12 protein-coding genes are annotated in these 20,759 nt (G+C 69.4%); 6 read left to right on the top strand and 6 right to left on the bottom strand.

Annotated features, from left to right (window positions below; genetic code table 11):
* Positions 1–15 precede the first annotated feature (15 nt).
* From ACIHCX_RS34995 to ACIHCX_RS34985, 3 genes are all read right to left on the bottom strand, one after another.
* Positions 16–582, bottom strand: a complete 567-nt coding sequence (locus tag ACIHCX_RS34995; protein ID WP_400036849.1) for a YceI family protein — start codon at positions 580–582, stop codon at positions 16–18.
* Positions 583–977: 395 nt separating this feature from the next.
* Positions 978–1,430, bottom strand: a complete 453-nt coding sequence (locus ACIHCX_RS34990) for an archease (protein WP_400036846.1) — start codon at positions 1,428–1,430, stop codon at positions 978–980.
* 851 nt (positions 1,431–2,281) lie between these two features.
* Positions 2,282–4,672, bottom strand: a complete 2,391-nt coding sequence (locus tag ACIHCX_RS34985) for a penicillin acylase family protein (protein ID WP_400036844.1) — start codon at positions 4,670–4,672, stop codon at positions 2,282–2,284.
* 1,004 nt (positions 4,673–5,676) lie between these two features.
* Here ACIHCX_RS34985 and abc-f point away from each other — a divergent pair.
* The 6 genes from abc-f to ACIHCX_RS34955 all read left to right on the top strand — a co-directional run bounded on the left by abc-f (position 5,677) and on the right by ACIHCX_RS34955 (position 13,769).
* Positions 5,677–7,311 (top strand): ribosomal protection-like ABC-F family protein, encoded by a 1,635-nt coding sequence (abc-f, locus tag ACIHCX_RS34980; protein WP_400036842.1) that lies wholly within the window; start codon positions 5,677–5,679, stop codon positions 7,309–7,311.
* Positions 7,312–7,390: 79 nt separating this feature from the next.
* Positions 7,391–9,088 (top strand): ABC-F family ATP-binding cassette domain-containing protein, encoded by a 1,698-nt coding sequence (locus ACIHCX_RS34975; RefSeq protein ID WP_400036840.1) that lies wholly within the window; start codon positions 7,391–7,393, stop codon positions 9,086–9,088.
* Positions 9,089–9,483: 395 nt separating this feature from the next.
* A complete protein-coding gene (locus ACIHCX_RS34970) occupies positions 9,484–10,389 on the top strand; it encodes a hypothetical protein (RefSeq protein ID WP_400036838.1) in 906 nt (301 codons plus the stop codon).
* A 298-nt stretch (positions 10,390–10,687) separates the two neighbouring features.
* A complete protein-coding gene (locus tag ACIHCX_RS34965; RefSeq protein ID WP_400036836.1) occupies positions 10,688–11,980 on the top strand; it encodes an ABC transporter substrate-binding protein in 1,293 nt (430 codons plus the stop codon).
* Positions 11,977–12,945 (top strand): carbohydrate ABC transporter permease, encoded by a 969-nt coding sequence (locus tag ACIHCX_RS34960; RefSeq protein ID WP_400036834.1) that lies wholly within the window; start codon positions 11,977–11,979, stop codon positions 12,943–12,945. The genes ACIHCX_RS34965 and ACIHCX_RS34960 overlap by 4 nt, the downstream gene beginning before the upstream one ends.
* Positions 12,942–13,769 carry a carbohydrate ABC transporter permease gene (locus ACIHCX_RS34955; RefSeq protein WP_400036832.1) on the top strand — a complete coding sequence of 276 codons (828 nt, stop codon included), beginning with the start codon at positions 12,942–12,944 and terminating at the stop codon, positions 13,767–13,769. Before ACIHCX_RS34960 ends, ACIHCX_RS34955 begins: the two co-directional genes overlap by 4 nt.
* 400 nt (positions 13,770–14,169) lie before the next feature.
* Here the strand turns inward: ACIHCX_RS34955 and ACIHCX_RS34950 are convergent, their stop codons facing one another.
* The 3 genes from ACIHCX_RS34950 to ACIHCX_RS34940 are packed head-to-tail and all read right to left on the bottom strand — an operon-like array spanning position 14,170 to position 20,455.
* On the bottom strand, positions 14,170–15,648 hold the full coding sequence (locus tag ACIHCX_RS34950) for a tetratricopeptide repeat protein (protein ID WP_400036829.1): 1,479 nt from the start codon (positions 15,646–15,648) through the stop codon (positions 14,170–14,172).
* Complete coding sequence (locus ACIHCX_RS34945; RefSeq protein ID WP_400036827.1) at positions 15,648–20,111, bottom strand: AAA family ATPase; 4,464 nt, start codon at positions 20,109–20,111, stop codon at positions 15,648–15,650. Before ACIHCX_RS34945 ends, ACIHCX_RS34950 begins: the two co-directional genes overlap by 1 nt.
* Positions 20,108–20,455: a trypco2 family protein gene (locus tag ACIHCX_RS34940; protein ID WP_400036825.1), complete on the bottom strand. Its 348-nt coding sequence runs from the start codon at positions 20,453–20,455 to the stop codon at positions 20,108–20,110. The genes ACIHCX_RS34945 and ACIHCX_RS34940 overlap by 4 nt, the downstream gene beginning before the upstream one ends.
* Between the last annotated feature and the right edge of the window lie 304 nt (positions 20,456–20,759).

The following is a 20,759-nucleotide window of genomic DNA, read 5'->3' as shown; positions in this document are numbered from 1 at the left end:
CTGGCGCGCTGGAACCTAACCGGTTGGCTGCTCGGGGCCGGGAATCGGCACGAGATCTGTCACCTGGTACTCGATCCGGATCTCGTCGGCCAGTTTCAGCGCGCCGAGGAAGGCACTGTAGGGCTTGATTCCCCAGGTGGACTGGGCGAGGGTCGCCCAGCCGCATACCATTCCGTCCCCGTCGCTACCTCCATGGACGGTCACCGGATGCGTCTGGTCCTTGATGGTGAGGTCACCGGTGATCTCGAAGGACTGAGGCGTTCCCGTGATGCCGGTTGAGCGGAAGGTGATGTCGGGATGCTCCGCGACGTGCAGGACGGCCTGGCCCTCGAGGGTCTTCTTGATCTCGGCTCGGTCGTCATCGGTGAGGGGTTTCAGCCCGCCGCTTCCCTCCCGGACGGTGAGCGATCCCGTTTCAACCGTCACGGTCACCGACGACCTCCCGGGGTCGTCGGCGGTGACGACCGCGTTGCCGGACCAACGGGTGGCCTCGATCGTGAGGTCGTGACCTGCCTTGCGGCCGAGCCCGGCGCGACTGGTCTTGATGAGCAGGTGGCCGGTCGGCTGCCCGAAGCCGTACATTCCATCACTCACTGTCACAACACTGACTGTACGTGACGGGTGCAGGCTTGTCGGCGGACCACTCCGGCGCGTCCCGCGCCCACGTCACCAAGGGATCGGCCTCTCCGCAGGGGAGGCCGGGGAGCCGAACCTCTCCCGGTCCCTTCTGCCGTTCCGTGCGCGGTGCAGATCGCCTGCTCGGACAGCGAAACCTCGCGTGTCGGCACGAGCCTTTCGGCCCTGCGCCCGCGGCCTGGGCCCCGGCGCTCGGATCGCTCTCGGTGTCAGCGGCCCAGGCTGCTCAACTGGCCAACCTCCTCCGGCAGTTCGAGGGAGGACGCATGGCCGTGCCGCACGGTGGCCCGCCTGGTTCCACTCGGCGTGGTCCAAGGCTGAGGACTCACGCCTTGTGTGTCTCATGTGTCGATGGTCACCGCACACGACCAGCCGTACGGATCCGGCCCGATGCGCAGCTCGTGCCACGTGACGCCCTTCGGCACGGCCCCCGTGATCTCCACGTCCGCCAGCTCGGCGAGTGCCAGCCGTACCTCCAGGCGACCGTGGAAGGTGGCAGCCTCCACGTCGACCGGCACCTTGCCCTCGTCCAGCCGGAGGATGACCTCCTCCAGCAGCGCGGTCAGCACGTACTCCTCGGGACACTCGGTCAGCCGGACCCGCTCCATGGCGCTCGCCCGCACCGCGGACGCCTCGGCGAATGACTCCACCATCCCGAGCGCCGCCTCCGCCAGGCAACGTTCCCGGGTCACGCCCCATGCCTCGACACGCACGTTGGTCGTGTGGGGCACCGCGCGGTGCCCGCTCTCACCCTGCCGCCGCGCCTGCAGGTCGTCGTCCGTGTCACCGACCATGCCCACCGTGTGCCCGCTCGTGCCACAGCCACACGGGCCCCTGGGCCCGACCCGAGCCATACGCATGCGGTGGGACAAGGCCCACGCGGCCGCCGCCGGCTCGAAGACCGAACGGCCGGGTCCGCCGTTGTCGCCGTGTGCTGCTCGTGTTCTTCCGTGCCCGCCGCACCGTGGTCGTCGGCGACGCCAGCAGCTCCCGCACATCGCGTGGACCGGGCCGGAACGCGAGGCTCCGATTCGCCCAGATGCGGAACTGCGCCTCCGAATGGCTGGAGACCGGCGTCCCGATCGTGGACCCGAACCGCGTCGGCCGTACCCCTGTCGACCCCGAGCGTGACCACTCACGCCTCTGGAGCACGCGCGGCGCTTCGAGCAGATCGCCGAGGGGTGTTCCTAGCCGGAAACGGTGGATGCGGCGCTGCAGTCACGCACGGACATGATCCTGGGACGGCGGAACCCGACTGGCCCATCTGCGTTGCGGTCACACCTACGTCCAGCTCGCGGGTGGCTTCGGACGTGCAAACCATCGCCGACCCTTTCGGCCGCCTGCTGTGGGCTCCAGCTGAGGCTGGAAAGGGCTCACTCACTGTCGGAGTGGAAAACGGCTCCGCCGAGAGGCATCGCCGGATCGGCGTCCTGGACGGCCCGGCGGCTGCTCCGGCGACGACCTGTGCTGCGTCCACCCTGACGACGAGGGCGTGGTGCGCCCCCGCATCGTGATGTCCGGATTCAGCGCCCCCAGCAGGGCCTGGCGGTCCGCGGTGAGTCGACACCAGCGCGTCCTGCGCTCCAGGCGCCGCGCGGACAGCAGGCGGGCCACGAGATCTGCCTGGTCGACGCAAGGGCCGACCTTATTTGCCTGGGCGGTACCTCCGTTCGATGTGACCCTTGAGGTCATCCGCATAGAAGTAGACCGGCCGCAGGTTACCGCCGGCGTAGAGTTCAGCCTGGTCGTCGAAGTGCGGTGAATCGGGGTGCCCGCTTGCGCCGCCCGCCGTTACCGCCCAGGCCCGCAGTCGCGGCCCGAACTCCACCACTGCCACGAAGCTGTTGCCGCTCGTGCCGTAGTAGCGTTTCGTTCCCGGGTAGGCCTTCGCTCCGAACGAGGCGAGGGAGCCCCAGCGCGATGAAGCGAAGGGCACCGGGATGCTCGGCTTGGCGTCGCTGAACTGCTGGACGATCGCTGCGTCGTTGCGCTGGAAGCGGTTGATGTTGCCCCAGGGCACCTTCCAGCTGCCGAAGTCCCGTGCCAGTCGCCGTGTCGCGGTCTCGAGCGCATCGAGTCGCTGCGCGTCAGTGGCGCGGTCGGCAATATAGTCCCACACCGACATTCCTGCGTCCGCCGCCGCCTGGGAGGTGAGCTCCCACATGTCCTCACCCCAGAACACGGCCACTGACGTCGCAGTCGACTCCGCGGCCCACCGGTGGTCCCAGTCATGCAGCAGACCCACAGGGCCGGCGAGCGTCGCCTTCTGTGCGTTACCCTCGGGCAGTTGGTCCCACGCTGCGACGAGCCCGGGAACCAGCCGCGCAAAAGCCGTCAGGTACGGATCGAACGCGGCCTCGATCAATGTCTGCGGCGTGAAGTCATCACGCGCGGACAGCACCCGCTCCGCCTGTGGCCCACGCGGGTTCTCGCCAACCTTGTCGAAGTACCGTGGGTAGTCTGCCGCCTTGGGACTGTCCGTACCGGCGGCGGTCCACGGCCAGTTGTTCGTGTTGAACGCCCAGCCGTTCTTCGGGCTCACGACGTGCGGCATGTCGTCCAGACGGTGCAGTCCGTGCCAGTCGGTCGCCGGATCACTGCCGTCGACGGGCCTGCGATAGTCGAAGCGATCGTCTCGCACCGGCATGAACTGCGGCATCAGGAAGGCTGTCTCACCCTTCGAGTCCGCGAAGAGCGTGTTGTTCGAGCTGTTCGCCTTCAGGCCCGCCACCCGGAGATAGTCCGCGTAGTTCCCCGTCGTGGTGCGCAGGAAACTCTGCTTGAGCGCCTCGACGGGCTTGTTCATCAACGCACACGCGATCCACTTGCCGTCTGCCTCGCGCACGATGGGGCCGTGATGGGTGGCGAACCTGGTGAAGCTGCGTTTGCCCTGTCCGCCCTCCGTGGTACGGAAGGACAAGGTGATCGTCGTCGTTGTGACAGGGCGCAGTTCGTCGCCGTAGCGGTAGTACCGGATTCCGTCGGCCCCCGTCACGATCGTCTCGGTGAACTCGTCGATGTTGTCGACGCCGCTCGTCGTGTGCATCCACCCCGTGTGCGCGTTGAATCCCTGGTAGATGAAGAACTGGCCCCAGGTGGCGGCACCGTAGACGTTGAGCCCCTCGTCGCTTGTCACATGCTGTTCCGAGCGGAAGAAGAAGCTGGTGTGCGGGTTGATCAGGAGCAACGCGTGGCCGTCACGCGTGTGGCTCGGCGCGATCGCGAAGCCGTTCGACCCCGTGGGTTCGCGCAGCACCAGCCCGCGTTCCTCGTCGGTCATCGGCACGTCCCGCTTGTCGTAGAAGGCTTCGAGCTGGGTGAGCAGCACGGACTCGATGTCGCCGCCGATGCTGCCCTCCGAGAAGCTCAGCGGCATCCACGGCTCGAACCGGTCGAGCACACGCGGTCGCACCTCGGGGTGCGTTGCGAGGTAGTAGTTGATCCCGTCCGCCCAGGCCTGCATCAACGTGCGCAGCCACGCGGGAGCCCTCGCATAATCCTTCTTCAGCACCTCCGGGTCGAGGAACAGCCGCTGCCGCAGGTCCTGCCAGATGGCGCTCTCTCCCTCGGCCTCGGCCAGGCGGCCCAGGGCGACGAGGTAGTTCTGTTCGATCCGGTTGAAGTCGTCCTCCGCCTGTGCGTACATCATTCCGAACACCGCGTCGGCATCGGTCTTGCCCGCGATGTGCGGAACGCCCCAGTCGTCCCGCGTGATCGTCACGTGGGCGGCGTGTTGGTTCCAGCGGGCCTTCTCGGGCAGCGTCTGCGCCGGTGCCGCGAACGCGGTTGCGTAGGGCACCCCCGCCGCGGCCGCGGCCAGTCCGGCTGCCGTGCCCAGCACACGCCGCCGGCTCACTCCCGTCTTGCGCACATGACCCACGAGCTGCTCCACCTTCCATCCGGAAATCAACGGATCGTGCAGTTCACACACTCGGGAGAGGGCGGTCCACGCGCGGGGTCCAGTACGCCTTCGGCCATCGGCGCGCACATGCGCCACATCACCGCAGCGCCGTCCCTGCACCACGAACAGTCGCACCGGTGGACCGCAGCCCGACCACCGCAACGGCAGCAACCACATGCGAAGCAACCGCCACAACAGGAGACACAGACCTCCGTTGATTACTCATATCGGCAGTCTCAACGCCCACACGGCCCACTGACAAGACCGCGATCGACAGAGAACGGAACGCCCGCGCAACACCCCGCTCAGGCGCCAACTCCATGGGAAGTTCTGGTTGTTGTACGGTCGACTACCGGCGACCCGGTCTGCTCGGGCCGCGATCCGGAAGGCGTTCGGCGCTCAACCGACCTGTGCGCGCCTGTCAAACGAACGGTGTGACAAGGGTGGTTGAGGTTGGTGCGTCGAACCCGTACCAGCACATGGTGCGGAGCGCATCGGTGGCGTAACCATGCCCCAGCGGTCCTTCTCGCCCAGGTAGATGTCCAACATACGGGGACCAGGCGGGATCGGGCAGCAAGCGTTGCACATGAGTGACTCCCAGGGTGGGGCTGGGCGTGGCCGGGGGGTGGCTGCCGAACGCTCAGTGATCGCAAACTGGTGAGCGGAAATCCGTCCGGTCAAGGTGTGTGCACACTGAAAGAAACATCTTGCCGCACCGTCAAATACGCCGAGCTCTCGGTGGTTTAGCTCAAGCGGTCGCGGCCGCCGCCGCTCGGGGTGGCGCTGTCATGAACTGCTGCCGTCTGGCGCCAGGTCGATCAGGCAGCGGACCCGCCACGGGTACGTCACGAAGCCCACCAAGCCCTGCGCGCGGTCGGCTGAGGTCCTGACCGGATGATCCATCGTGTTCCCGGTCCAACGCCACCTGCTGTTAAACTGGTAGAGACGTTGATCGTTTGTTGAGGAGCCCAGACATGGTGGTGGACGACGACATCTCCGGGTGATACCCGGACCCGACAGGCCACCGGTCGGTGCGTGGAAGCGCCGCCGACGTGGCCTCACTGTCGTCCCCTCTTTCCCTCTGTCTGCTGCCGGGGCAGAAGTGTCTTCCCTGCCCCCCTCCCCGCGAGGTCGCCTCCATGTCCGACGCCTCCGTCGTCTGCTCGAACCTGTCCTTCACCTGGCCCGACGACAGTCCTGTCTTCCAGGACCTGTCCTTCACCGTCGGCTCCGGCCGCACCGGCCTCGTCGCACCCAACGGCACCGGTAAGAGCACGCTGCTCAAGCTCATCGCCGGTGAACTGCGGCCCGGCACCGGGTCGATCTCCGTGGCCGGCACCCTCGGCTACCTCCCGCAGAACCTCCCCCTGACCGGCGACCTCACAGTCGCCGAGGTACTGGACGTCGCCGCGATCATCCAGGCCATCGACGCCGTGGAGTCCGGGGACGCCGACGAGAAGCACTTCACCACCATCGGCGACGAATGGGACATCGAGGAACGCACCCGCGCCCAGCTCGACCGCCTCGGCCTGGCCGACCTCACCCTGGATCGCAGCCTGAGCACCCTCAGCGGCGGCCAGGTCATCTCCCTCGGGCTCGCCGCCCAGTTGCTGAAGCGGCCCGACGTACTGCTGCTGGACGAACCCACCAACAACCTCGACCTCGACGCCCGGCGGGGGCTCTACGGCGTGCTGGAGGACTTCAACGGCTGCCTGCTCCTGGTGAGCCACGACCGCGTCCTGCTCGACCGCATGGAACGCATCGCCGAACTCGGCCGCGGCGAACTGCACTTCTACGGCGGCAACTTCACCGAATACGAGGAGGCCGTGCGGGCCGAACAGGAATCCGCTGAGAGGAGCGTCCGCAACGCCGAGCAGGAGCTGAAGCGGGAGAAGCGGGAGATGCAGCAGGCCCGCGAACGCGCCGAACGCCGGCAGAGCAACGCCGCCCGCGACCTGAAGAACGCCGGCCTGCCCCGTATCTTCGCCGGCAACATGAAGCGGGGCGCGCAGGAGTCCGCGGGCCGGGCGGGCCAGATGCACGCCAGCCGGGTCAGCGCGGCGAAAGCCCGGCTGGACGAGGCCGGGCGTGCGCTGCGCGAGGAACAGCGCATCACGCTGGACCTGCCGGACACCAACGTGCCTGCCGGACGCAACCTGTTCCTCGGCCGGCAGCTCCGCGTCCGCCTCGGCGACAAGGACGTGTTCGCGGCCCAGGGCGTCGACCTGACAATCCGGGGCCCGGAGCGCATCGCGCTGACCGGTCCCAACGGTGCCGGCAAGAGCACGCTGCTGCGCCTGCTCAACGGCGACCCGACACCGCACAGCGGCGAGATCAAGCAGGCTGACGGCCGCATCGCCTACCTCTCGCAGCGCCTCGACCTGCTGGATCCGGGCCGTACGGTCGCCGAGAACTTCGCCGTCCACGCCCCGGCGCGGCCGGAGGCCGAGCGGATGAACCTGCTCGCCCGCTTCCTCTTCCGGGGGCGTCGCGCCCATCTGCCCGTAGGGGTGCTCTCCGGAGGCGAACGGCTGCGCGCCACCCTGGCCTGCGTGCTGTGCGCGGAACCAGCTCCGCATCTGCTGCTCCTGGACGAGCCGACGAACAACCTCGACCTGGTCAGCGCCGGCCAGCTGGAGAGCGCCCTGAACTCCTACCAGGGGGCCTTCGTGGTGGTCAGTCACGACGAGCGGTTCCTGCGCGAGATCGGCGTGAACCGGTGGCTGCGGCTGGCCGACGGCGAGCTGAAGGAGACGGGAGCCCCTGAGGTGTGAGCCGTCGGCGTGTCGACCTGGCCCGTGTCCGAGGCATGCCGCCCCGCGGGCCGAGCACCGATCACGTTGGACGGACCCCATGCCTCACCCCGCTCTGCTCGCCCTCGACCTCGTCCACACCCTCGGCGACCGACGGCTCCTCGACGGTGTCTCCCTGACCGCCTCGCCCGGGCACCGCATCGGGCTCATCGGGGAGAACGGCGTCGGCAAGTCGACCCTGCTGCGCCTGCTGGCCGGGACGGACGAACCCGACGCAGGCAGCATCACGCGCCCGCCCGACCTGGGCTTTCTTCAGCAGGAGATGCGGTACAACGCCGACGCGACGATCGCCGACGTACTTGACGACGCCCTGCGCCAAGCCAGGGAGGACCTCGCCGAGCTGGAACGGCTCACCAAGCGGCTCGCACTGACCGCGCAGCAGGCGCGGGAGTACTCCGGCCTGCTCGACGCGTATGGCGTCCGGCTCGAACAGGCCCAGGAACGCGAGGCATGGGACGCCGACCGGCGTGCCGCGCTCGTACTCGACGGCCTCGGCCTCGGCGCCTTCGGACACGACCGGACGCTCGGGTCGCTGTCCGGCGGGCAGCGCGGCCGGCTCGCGCTGGCCGCTCTGCTGGTCCGGCGGCCTGCCGCGCTGCTGCTGGACGAACCGACCAACCATCTCGACGACGGTGCCGCCGCCTTCGTCGAGGAACAGGTGCGCACCCTGCCCGGGGTCGTCGTGGTGGCCAGCCACGACCGGGCCTTTCTGGACGCCGTGTGCACGGACCTGATCGACCTCGACCCCGCGATGGACGGCCCGGTCCGCTACGGCGGCAACTACAGCGATTACCTGGCTCAGAAGCGTGCCGAGCGGGACCGCTGGGAGCGACGGTGGACCGAGGAACAGGAGGAACTGGCAGCGCTGCGGGTCTCCGTCAAGGTCACCGCGCACCGCGTCACACCGGACCGGGGACCGCGCGACAACGAGAAGATGGGCTACGGCCACCGCGCGGGCCGGGTGCAGAGCCAGATCTCCCGGCGGGTGCGCAACGCCGCCCGCCGCCTGGACGAGCTGGAGCGTTCCCAGGTCGGCGAGCCGCCGAGGCCGCTGCGGTTCGAGAGCACGGCGCTCGCCGCACCGGCGACGGAGGGCGGCGGTCCGCTGGTGTCCCTGGACGACGTAGGGGTGCCGGGCCGGCTCGCACCGGTGAGTGCGCAGGTGTCGGCGACCGACCGCCTGCTGGTCACCGGTGGGAACGGGGCCGGGAAGTCGACTCTGCTGGCCGTGCTGGCCGGGCGGCTCACGCCCGAGGGCGAGGTGCGGCGGCGGCGCGGACTGACTGTGGGGCTGCTCGCCCAGGACACCGTTTTCGACCGGCCGGGCCGGTCCGTCCGGGACACCTATGAGCTGGCGCTGGGAGCCGAGCGGGCCGAGGCGGTGCCGCTGGGCTCGCTCGGGCTGATGCACGAGGCGGACCTGGACAAGCCGGTCGGCCGGCTCTCGGTCGGACAACGCCGACGGCTCGGGCTGGCGCTTCTGGTGGCGCGACCGCCGCAGTTGCTGCTGCTCGACGAGCCCACCAACCACCTGTCGCCGCGCCTGTGCGACGAGCTCGAGGCGGCGCTGGGCACCGGCCCCGGCGCGATCGTGCTGGCAAGCCATGACCGGTGGCTGCGGGAGCGCTGGCAGGGACGGGAAATCCGGCTCGGCCCCGACCGCGAGCGCTCGGACAGCCCGGGTCACAGGTCTCGCGCCGGCGTACGCCGCCATACCCGCAGGGGGTTGGTCAGATGACGGTCAGGAGGGGTGGCAGAGTCCGCTTTCTGTGCCGCAACTTCGTCATGAGCATCGACAGACTCGCCCCAGCCTCGCCAAGTTGGATGACCAGGAGCGGCCTCGGATGGGGTCACAGCCTCGGCGTGCCGGTCCCGCTCCGGATCGCTTGTGTCGAATGCGCTGCGAAGACGCCCAACCTGGCGTCCCTGATGCCGCGCACGCACAAGGGAATGTCGCCCCGTGGCCGCTCTCCACGCGGCCCGGACGGCGCAGCTCCCGAATGCAGGAAGGGGGTGTCGCATGAGGTCCCCAGGCGTGCACGGGGGCAACACCGTGCTGAACCCCACCGGCGGCCAGATCGTGCAGGTGCCGACAGCCGCAACAGCTGGGGCACGGTCAGCCTGCGGGAGGCCATGAACGGCCCGGGCCAGTTCCTGGGGCCGTTCGTCGTCGACACGCAGGGGCGCGACGACGTGTGGTCGGACGACATCTCGGACGTCGCGAGCCGGGCCCACCAGCAGGAGGACGCCGCCGAGGCGGCCGCCTGGGCGGCTACCAAGGCCGACAAGGGCTGGACCGAGGGCCTGCCGGCCAGCGCGAGCGACGCCGACAAGTCGGACTACGCCATCGGGGTCCGACGTGAGCAGGCCCGCAAGGCCCGCGCCTACGAGGGCAGCCTCACGAAGCGTGCCGCCGGCACCCTGTTCCTCACCGGCAGCGAGACCTGGCACGGGACGAACGCCGTCCTCAACGGCAAACTCTCGGTTGTCGGATCGCACGCGAGCGCTATCGACGTGCGCGGCGGAACGCTCGGCGGTAGCGGCACCGTGGGTGACAGCATCAACGTCGGCGACGGCGTGCTGCGGCCCGGTGTCACAGCCGACGAGGCCGCGCAGATCACCGGCGCTTCCGGCGCCGCAGGCAATGTCCTGCACGTCGGCGGGAACGCGACCATCGGCAAGCAGGGTCGCGTTGCCGTCACGATCTCCGGCGACCGGGACTACACGAGCGTCCGGGCGGCGGGGAACCTGGTGCTGGACGGTGAGCTGGACCTGAACGTGCGGGGCAAGCTGACCCCGGGCACCGTGTCCACGCCGATCACACTGGTGGCACCGCTCCGGCTCATGGGCTCCTCCGCCCCGACGCCGGCTGCGACTTCGCCCGGCTGTCGCAGCGCATCATTGAGGCAGGCGTACCACGGCGGTGCCCCGGTTACTACACGGGCTGCTCGCCGCGGCCTGGGCGGCGCGCCGCGCGTCAGCCGTAACGCGGGGCCCGTCGAACCGCTCCAACAGTCCACCACCACGCACGGTCACTAAACAGCGTCCCGATCCCCTCAGCGGCCGCAGCCCGGCCGCCGCCGCTTCGCACTTCACCTCGCCACCCGCTTTCGCCTGGACATTCGTCCCCCACGAGGCTTGGCCGGAGTACTCGCCGCTCCCCCGGCGCCCATCGCCGACGAAACGAATACTGGTCGATTCACGCCCACTCCATTGACGGGCACACCGCCTCCCCCTACGTTCCACCGTCGAAGCGCTTCGACATCACACATCGAAACGATTCGACAAGAGCTGCGTGACGACCACTGACCCCATCCGACTCCCTTGGAGGCACTGGATGTTGACGGCACGAAAGCGTGTGGTGGCGACGGCGGCGGTCCTCACCGGATCTCTGCTCCTGGCCTCCTGCGGTGGCTCGGACGGCGGTTCCTCGGACGGCAAGACGCTCCGGCTGTGGCACTACGAGGGCCCGGACAGCGCGATGGGCGCCGCCTGGAACGAGGCCATCAAGGAGTTCGAGGCGAAGCACCCGGGCGTGAAGGTGAAGTTCGAGGAGAAGGGCTTCGAACAGATTCAGAAGACCGCGCCCATGGTCCTCAACTCCTCCGACGCGCCGGACATCATGGAGTACAACAAGGGCAACGCGACCGCGGGTCTGCTCTCCAAGCTGGGGCTCCTCACCGATCTGACCCCCGAGGTCACCAAGCGCGGCTGGGACAAGGAGCTCAGCGCGGGAGTGAAGACCACCAGCCAGTACGACACCAACGGCGTCATGGGGTCCGGCAAGTGGTATGGGATACCCAACTACGCCGAATACACCATGGTCTTCTACAACAAGGAACTCTTCAAGAAGTACGCAGTCGCCGAGCCGAAGACCTTCGACGACCTCACCGCCGCCATGGACAAGTTCGTCGCCAAGGGCGTCACCCCGCTCGCCAACGCCGGCGCCGAGTACATGGCCCAGCAGTACCTGTACCAGTTGGCACTGTCGAAGGCCGACCGCTCCTGGGTCGACTCGTACGAGCTCTACCGGAGCAGGACCGACTTCCATGATGCCGCCTGGACATACGGCGCGACCACCTTCGCCGACTGGGTGAAGAAGGGGTACATCAGCAAGACGTCCAGCGGCACCAAGGCCGAGGACGCCGGCGTCGCCTTCATCCAGGGCAAGAACCCGATCCTGTTCAGCGGCAGCTGGTGGTACGGCCGCTTCACGACGGAGAACAAGTTCGACTGGGGCACCGTCCTGTGGCCCGGTTCCGGCCTCACCCTCGGCTCCGGCGGCAACCTCTGGGTCGTCCCTCAGGGCGCGAAGAACAAGGACCTCGCGTACGACTTCATCGACATCACCATGTCGAAGAAGATCCAGAACCTGCTGGGCAACAAGGGCGGCGTGCCCGTGGCGGCAGACCCGTCCGCCATCACCGACCCGCGGGCCAAGACCCTCATCGCCGACTTCAACACCCTCTCCGGCCGCGACGGCCTGGCCTTCTACCCCGACTGGCCCGTCCCCGGCTTCTACGACGTCCTCGTCTCCGAGACACAGAAGCTGATCACGGGCAGCGCGACACCGGACGCCTGTCTCGACGCGCTGCAGAAGGCGTACGACAAGGGTGTGCCGAAACCGTGACGGTCACCGTCGACCGGGAGTCGCGGGCCTTCGGCACGCACCAGCATGCCAGCCCGCGCCGCCCGCGCCCGCACCAGTCGTACGTCCTCTTCCTCGTCCCCGGAGTCCTCGCCTTCCTCGCCGTCATCGTCGTGCCTTTCCTGATGAACACCGGCGTGAGCTTCACGGACTGGCAGGGGGTCGGCAGCCCCCGCTGGTCCGGCCTCGCCAACTACCGTGAGCTGATGGACGACTCGGAGTTCTGGTCGTCGTTCCGGCACAGCCTGTTCATGGTCGTCGCCATGGCCGTCCTGCCGACGATGCTCGGGCTGGTCCTCGCCGCCGCGCTGTTCGACTACATCGGCAAGCACTTCGGCAGCAGGCCGGCCACCGTCCTGCGCGCCTGCTTCTACCTCCCCCAAGTGCTTCCCATCGCGGTCGCCGGCATCGTCTGGAGCTGGATGCTCGCGCCCGACAACGGCACCCTGAACACCCTGTTGAAGGCGGTCGGCCTCGGCTCCTGGCAGCGGGACTGGCTCGGTGACCCGGACATCGCCCTGTACAGCGTCATGGGGGTGATGGTGTGGGTGCAGATCGGCTTCCCGCTCGTCGTCTTCATGGCGGGGCTCCAGCGCGTCGACCCACAGTTGTACGAGGCGGCCGAACTGGACGGCGCCGGCTGGTGGAGCCGCTTCTGGCACATCACGCTGCCGCAGATCAGACCCGAGATCTCCGTCGTGCTCACCTGGTGCAGCATCGCCGCACTCAAGGTCTTCGGCGCGGTGTACGTACTCACCAAGGGCGGCCCGGGCGGCGCGACCGACGTCCCGTCGTACTTCTCCTTCACCACGTTCTTCGAGAAGACCCAGGTCGGTTACGGTGCCGCGATCTCCACCGTGCTGACCGTGATCATCATGCTGCTCTCGCTGATCGGCCTGAAACTCCAGACCCGCGCCGAGGACGCCGAGGAAGGAGTCCGCGCATGACGACGAGTGCCCTGCGACGCTACCCCGTTCTCGTGGCCCTCAGCATCGCAGCCCTGTTCATGGTGCTGCCGTTCGTCATCGTCGCCGTCAACGCGGTCAAGTCACCGGCCGAGTACTCCCAGCACGGCCCGCTGAGCCTGCCGAGGGGCCTGTACCTGGACGGTCTCAAGGACTTCTGGCAGCGTGTCGACTACGGCCAGAAGCTCGTCAACTCCGTCCTGATCAGCGGCTGTGTGGCGGTCCTGGCGGCGGCCCTGTCGATCCTCAACGCGTACGCGATCGGCATCGGCCGTATCAAGGGACGCACCTGGGTGCTGGCTTTCTTCGTCCTCGCCAACATGCTGCCGCAGGAGGCGCTGGTCTACCCGCTGTACTACCTGAGCAAGCAGGCCGGCCTCTACGACACCCGGCTGAGCGTGATCATCGTTTTCACGGTGATCCAGGCAGCCTTCGGCACCTATCTGCTCTCCTCCGTCCTCGGGCGGTTCCCACGCGAGATCATCGAGGCCGCCCGGATCGACGGTGCGAACACATGGCAGGTGCTGTGGCGGATCGTGGTCCCCGTCAGCCGCCCCACCATCGGCGTGCTGCTCGTCTTCTTCTTCATCTGGACGTGGAACGAGTTCCTCCTCCCGCTGGTCATGCTGATCTCCAACGACAACCAGACGGTGTCGGTGGCGCTCGGTGTCCTTCAGGGCCAGCGCCTGATGGACGCCACGATGACCAACGCGGCGGCCCTGCTGGGCATCCTGCCCGCCCTCGTCTTCTTCCTCGTCTTCCAGCGGACTCTCACCCGCGGCATCGCCGTGGGTGCAGTCAAGTAGGGAGTACACGTTTGAAGTTCACCGACGGCTACTGACTGCTGCGCGAAGGCGTCACCGCAACCCACCCGGTCGAGGTCCTGGACGTGACCGCCTCCCCGGAAGCCCTGGAGATCCACGCGCCGGCCCAGCCCATCCGCCACCGCGGCGACCTGCTGAAGGGACCGGTCGTGGACGAACTGGATGCGTCCGGCGGGGGATGGCCAGAAGGGCAGGCCAGGAGGCCGGCGCCGTACCGACGTCATCCGCATCTTCCCCGACCGCACCGCCGTGATATCGGCACCCGCACGACCGGACCGCTGAGGTGGCGCGGCTCAAGGACGGGGCCGAGTGGGCGCCGGCCGATCTCATCCCGCCCGCCGCACGGGGAGCCTGCGCAAGCCCACAGACACCGGCCCTCCTGTCACAGGGACATCCGAGAGTACCTCTGGTTGAAGCGCGGATCGCTGCAATACAGCATCCAGCGCAGGGTTCCGGTCCACAGGAACCACACCGGAACCATCAGTCCGATCAGCGCGACGCCCCACCAGCGCGGTGCCCAGGCCGCGGCCAGCGCCAGCAGGACCAGCAGCGCCGTGTACACGGGTCCGCGCCGTCCGGTCCGTACCCGCATCACCTCGATGACCCGCCAGCGCCACATGGGGTACGCCGACACGATGCCGGCGGCTGACGCCCCGACCAGCATGCCCGCCGCGAGGAATCGCAGTTCGTCCCAGCGGTCCGCAAGCAGCGAGACCAGGATGGGCACGGCGAGCATCGAGGCCACCATGCCGGTGCTGATGAGCACCATCACCCACGCCCTCAAGATCGGCTGTACCTCGGCCCGCGTGCGGCGGACGAAGGCGCTGAGTGTCTGGTGGGTGAGGTGCACGGAGACGAGCACCAAAACGGCCGCTACCCCCAGCGCCGGCACCGCCGGCGAGCGAGGCAGCACGGCACCCGCCGCGACGGCCGGCAGGGAGAGGACGGTGAATACGCGGGACGACCGCACGCCCGGACGCTCGCGCAGGTGTCCGTGCACCGCGTCCGACGTCCGCATACCCGTGACCACGATGAGCAGCGCGGCCAGCACCTGGGCCCCGCCGACCGCGGTCCGGAACCACGCACTCCAGCCGTGGGTGAACTCCGCCGTCACCGCCACCGTGCAGAAGGCGATGACCCACACGACAGTGCCCTGCACTCGGGAGATCCGCCGCAGCCAGGTGATCTCCATACCCAGCGTGGCGACCTGGGTGGTACCCGAGTCCGTGCGGATCGCCCGCTCGAAGAGCGGGAAGGCCTGCACGTCCACGGGCCGGCCGCTCCTGACCAGTGCGAGGGTCGCCGTCAGCTGGGCGTCCTGCGGGTGTCGGCGCAGTGCCTCCGCACAGATTCGCTCCGCCCGGCCGGTCTCGTTCACAGCCGCGAGGCCCATCGCCGTCATGGCCGTCATGCCGGGGTCGTCGAGGCCGCCGAGGCGCTGGAACTGCTCCGCGTCGCCGACGACCTCGTCCCGTTGTGTCCGGAGTGGCAGGCCCTGCTGCGCGACGGACAGTCCGGTGGTCAGGGCGCGAAGCGCCCAGCCGTCCGAGAGGTCAGGGGCCAGCGTGAGCAGGCGGCGGACATCGGCCTCGGCGAGGTCGGGGCGCTCCTCGGCCAGCAGGGCGGCGGCCCGCACCAGGTATGCGAAGGGGTGATCGGGGTTGGCCGCGCAGGCCTGCCCTGCCGCGGTGTATGCCTCGGCCGGCCGACCCGAGCTCAGCAGGAGCATTCCCTTCAGGACCAGGGCATCGGGATCGTGCGGGTCGCGGGCGAGCATGCCCGCCAGGGCGCCCATCGCTTCGTCGTTCTTGCCGACCGAGGCGAGCATCGCGGCCTTTTCGAACTCGCGGTCGTACGGCATCAGCGCCTCCTGCCGTGGGCGTCCAGGTACGCGATCAGCTCGTCGTAGGCGTGGTCCTGGTTGGAGAACTTCACGACGTTCTTCGCCGATTCGAACCACTCGACGGTCGAGGGACTGACCTCCTTCAGCGCTTGGGTGAAGTCGCGCATGCTGACCGGGCGGATACCGGCCGCCGTGAGCGAGTCGGCCAGCGCCGACTCCATGGCGCTCTGGCAGAGGTGGACCAGGTCTGCTCCTGAGTAGCCGGACGTCTTGGCGACCAGCTGGTTCACGTCCACCGTGCCAACAGGTCTGCCGTCGAGTGCCCCGTGGATGATGGCCGCCCGGGCCTGCTCGTCCGGCGGTGCGACGAAGAGCATCCGGTCCAGGCGTCCCGGACGGCGCAGCGCCGCGTCCACGTCCCAGGGCTGGTTGGTGGCGCCGAGCACGAAGATCCCTTCGTTGTCGCTGTTGACCGAGTCCATCTCGGTGAGCAGTTGGGCCACCACGTTGCGCATGCCGCTGAAGTGCATCCGGCTGCGCCGGCCCCCGAGGGCGTCCATCTCGTCGATGAACAGGACGCAGGGCCGGTGTCTGCGGGCGGTCACGAACAGGCTGCGGATGTTGCGCTCGGAGTTCCCCATCCACATGTCAAGTGTGTCGGCCAGCGTCACCGACAGGAAGTTGGCGCCCAGTTCGCCCGCGAGCGCCCGAGCGATGAACGTCTTGCCGCAGCCGGGCGGGCCGTAGAGCAGCAGACCGCCGCGCAGCCGATGGCCGAACTGCTGGGCGACCTCCTGGTTGCGGGCCGGTCCCAGGAAGGTCAGCTCCAGCCGTCGTTTGACGGTGGCCATGCCAGCCACGTCGGTCAGCCGTACCGCTTCCCGCTGCACCTCCAGCAGGTCGTCCGGCGGGGCCTCGGCCACCGGTCCCGCCACCGGCCCGGCGACTGGCTGTGGTGGTGCGCCGTGCTCGTGAGGGGCGGGCGGCTGAATGGCGGGCGACTCCGGCGACGGCTGCCGCGGATCGGGGCGTTGCGGGGCCGTGGGCCCGTTCAGCAGGTGGCACATCAGCCGTTGGGCCTCTGCGGAACCGGGCTCCCGCTGCAGCACCGTTGCGACCTCTGCCAGCGCCTCCTCGCGGTGGCCTTCGGTGGAGAGCAGCGACGCCAGGCCCAGCCGCAGCGCCGCGTTGTGCGGATCCGCGTCCAGTTGCTGCCGGAGCTGTTCGCTCAATGGGATGTGCGTCTCGGGCACCGCGTCGGCCTCCTTCGTTCCTGTGCTGGGGGTGGTTCGAGCGGGCTGCAGACTCCTTGCGGGAAGCTGTGGGAATGGGGATGAAGAGGGGTCAGGGGCGCGGTGTACGGGTGCGTCGCCATGCTCCGGGAGTTCGACGGCGGGACCGGGCGGGCTCGCACCGGCCGGGTGCCACAGCTGCCCCAGGGTGCGGTCCACGGCAGCCGCGGCCTCGGGATCGGCCGCCCGCAAGGCATCGAACTCGGCGTAGAACTCCTCCAGTTCGGCTTCATGCGGCTCCCCCGCCGCCCCGCTCCAAAGAACGGCGTTCGCCAGCACCTCCACCAGCCCCAGGCGGTACTCCCTGGGCCGTACCCGAGTCGGTTCACGGAGCAGGTGCGCGGATTCGCGGGCAGCCTCGGCTGCCTCGACGTACCGCCCGGTCGCGGCGAGCGTGCAGCCCCGCTGGTACAAGGCCGTCGCCAGATGCGGCCGGCAGGAGTCGGGCCGGTCCACCATCAGGTCGCGCCAGATGCCGACGGCCCGGTCCCCCAGAGCCAGTGCCTCCATCGTCTGCCCGCTGTCCCTGAGGTCCTCAGCGAGGCCCAGCAGGGACCAGGCGACTTTGGACAGCGCGCCGTCGACGCCCTTGGCGACGCCCCGCTCCCAACACGCCACCAGCTCGCGCTGCAGGGCGAGCGCCCGGTCGCACAGCCCGGCAGCCTTGAGGACCATGGCCGCCTGCTGCAGTGTCATGGCGAGCAGGTCATCGCCCATGCCAGCGTGTTCGGCCGTCATCCGGCGGGCCATGGCGAGCACTTGCTCGCTCTCGGCGAGGGCCTCGTCCGTGGCCCCGGTCTTCACGAGGTAGCCGGCGACCTTCAGCCGGGCCACCACGTGCATCAAGACGGAGGTCTCATCGGCGGCGGCAATGTCCTCACCGACCCGACGGTATACGTCGGCGAGTGCACGGGCGACGCGCAGGGCGTCCTCGTAACGGCCGGCGTTGGCCAGCAAGTTGGAGTAGTTCGCGAACGCCGAGAGCATGTGCGAGAAGGCGACGTCGGGCCGGACGTATTCCAGCAGCTCCACAGCTTCGAGCGCCTCCTGGTACAGGTCGAGCGCCTCTTCCACCCGGCCGGCGGCGCTCAGTCGGTCGCTGCACTGCGCGACGGCGTGGACGTAGTCGGGCAGATAACCCGGATGGTCCTCCAGAAGCATGCAGTATTGCTGCACCAGCGCCTCGTAGGCGTCCAGGGCGACCGGGCCGAGCGTCACGCTGGAGAACGGGATGCCGTCGGCCACCCGCCGCAGTTCCTCTGCGGACAGCAGCCCCCGACCGATCACCTCCATGACCGCGCCCGCGAGCGGGCCCGGATGGTCGGTGCGCGGCGCGGCCCGCACCGCGTGGGCGGTGAGCGGGGGCGCCTCGACGAGCGCGTCGCGCAGCAGTGTGGCGGCCTCGGGCCGGTGCACCGTGGCCCGGCTCAGCACGGTGAAGGCCTGTTCGATCTGCGCGTCCGACCCCGCTGCGAGCAGCGCTCGCAGCAGACGTGGCTCCGCGCGCAGCGTCGCCACGGCGAAGTGTTCGGCGAGCCGGTCGGGTTGCAGTGGGCTCCAGGGACCCGCGTCGTCGGTCTGCCCGGGGTAGAGGTGGCGAAGCAGCGAGCCGACGCGCAGGCGTATGTCGTGGGGCTGGTCGTGGAGGCCTGGGATGTGCGCCAGCAGGGCACGGGCCTCGGGCTCGTCGGCCGGCAGGCAGAGCACCGTGCACGTGACCGCGCTGTCCAGGATCTCCTCGCGCAGGTCGAGCCGGTGGTCCTCGGCCGCCCTGCGCCAGTAGCGGCGTTCGTGGCGGAGCAGGGTATCCCAGACGTGCTCGCCGCTGGGGGCACCCACGGCGCCGGGTCCTTGCTGGAGGAGGGCCACTAACGCGGCGGCGTGCAGGGCGAGTACGGAGGTATCCTCGGCGCCTGGCAGCAGGGCGCCGGACGGTGGCAGCGGGAGCGTGCGGGTGGGCGGCACGCCGGGGACCCGGGCGAGGGCGCGGGAGAGGTCTTCGGTGGCCTCCTGGTAGGCGCGGGTCCGGTCTTCCGGCGCGACCACCACCGGGCCGAGGCGAAGGGGCTGGCCGACTGGTACGGGGAACTGCTCGGTGAGCTGCTTCCACCACTCGCCGTCCGAGCGCGCGAGCAGCAGCAGCCTGACGGGGAAGGACCCTCGGTAGTCGGCCAACTGTTCGATGATCCGGGCGGCTTGGGGAACCCGTGTCTCGGCATAGTCGACGATCAGGAGGAGCGGTGTGGTGGTGGCCGCCGCGCGCTGCAGCGCCTCCTGCGGCGCGGACGGCCGGACTGTGCCGGCTGTCCAGCCGCGCTGCCTCAGCTCCGCGGCGAATTGGCGGGCGAGCCGGGTCTTGCCCTCGCCACCGCGTGCGGAGACGAGTTGGAGACAGAAGCCGTCGCCGGAACACCACGTGCGCAGCTGCTCCAGTTCACGGTCGCGTCCGCGGAAGCGCACCACCGAGGCGGTCGCACGCAGCAGAGAGCCGGGCGAGGGCAGGGACTGGTCGCCGCCCGGGTGGCCGAAGACGGGGGCGAACTCCACGGACTCCAGCTCAGGCGGATCACTGCCGGTGGCGTCCCGCCAGGCGCGGACGAAGTCCTCGTCGCCGGCGGCGGCAGCAATGGGCTCCACCACCAGCCGCGCCCCGCCGAACGCGACCCGGTCCTCCACGATGACCCCGACGACCAGGTCACCGCTGACGACGCCCGCGCCCGACATCCCCGGCCAACCGTCGGGGGCGCTGCCGCTCGTCACCACCAGCTGGTGCCGGTCGCTGACGACGGCCGTTGCGGGGTTGAGGGATCCCGTGAGGTGTTCGCTGTCGCCCCAGCCGTCGTCGTGCAACTGGGCGCGCGGGAAGCCGACCGCTTCGCAGGGGATGTGCGGGGTGGAGGTGGTCAGGCACCCCAGCCGGACCGGCGGCTGCGCCCAGTCACCGTCCATGATCTCCAACAGGGCCAGGTCGCGGGAGGCGCTGGCCCACACCGTCCGGCAGCGGTACTTTGTGTTGTCCTTCAGTGGCCGGACAACGGATTCGGATCCGGACCCGCCCCTGCTCGCCGCCTCCCCCACCACGTGGCGCGCGGTGAGCACCAGGCGCGGTCCCACCAGGAAGCCCGACCCCTTCGTGCCCGTGCCGCCCGGGCCGACGGCCGAGACCTCGGCGGCCCGATCCGCGATCATGGCCGGTCAGGTCCGGGGTGGTCCGGCCCGGGATAGTCGGGGCCAGGACGGTCGGGGAGACCGCGGCCCCGGTCGGACACCTGGAGCGGCCGGCCAGAACGGCTGTCCTTGGGGGTGAGGACGACCCGTACCTTGTGGGTTGAGCCGCCGGACCGCCGTACGTCGGCGCCGCTCTCCAGCACCCAGAACCGAGCCTTGCCCTCGACGCCGGCATCCCAGGCGGCCTCAACCGCGAACTCCAGCTCGACCGGCCCGACTTCGAAAAGGACATCCTCTTCGGCGCGGTCGGCCTGCAGCGCGGTCAGCTGTTCCCTTATGCTCGCCACGGCATCGGCCAAGTCCAAGCGTTTGTCCACCATGTGGGCCCCGTCCCGTCAGGTATTCGCGCGCTGCTGCTCAACGATAAAGAATATCGCCGGAGTTGCAGATGGAGTCGACACCTGAGCGAAGGTCACCCCAATCTTCTCCCGTCCCGGCCACACGGACCACACGGCCGAGAAGCCTTGTTCCGGCCGTCCCACCGGTAGAGCCATCAGGACCGCGTCAGGACGAGGAACGAGCCGCCGGCCCGGATGCCCTCCGCCGCCGCCTCGGTCAGGTCGGCGTCGGTAACAATGACGTCGAAGGCGGTCAGCGATGACGGCCCAG

The organism is Streptomyces sp. NPDC052043 (assembly GCF_044548235.1).
GTDB lineage: Bacteria > Actinomycetota > Actinomycetes > Streptomycetales > Streptomycetaceae > Streptomyces.
This window is presented reverse-complemented; position numbering and strand designations above follow the sequence as displayed.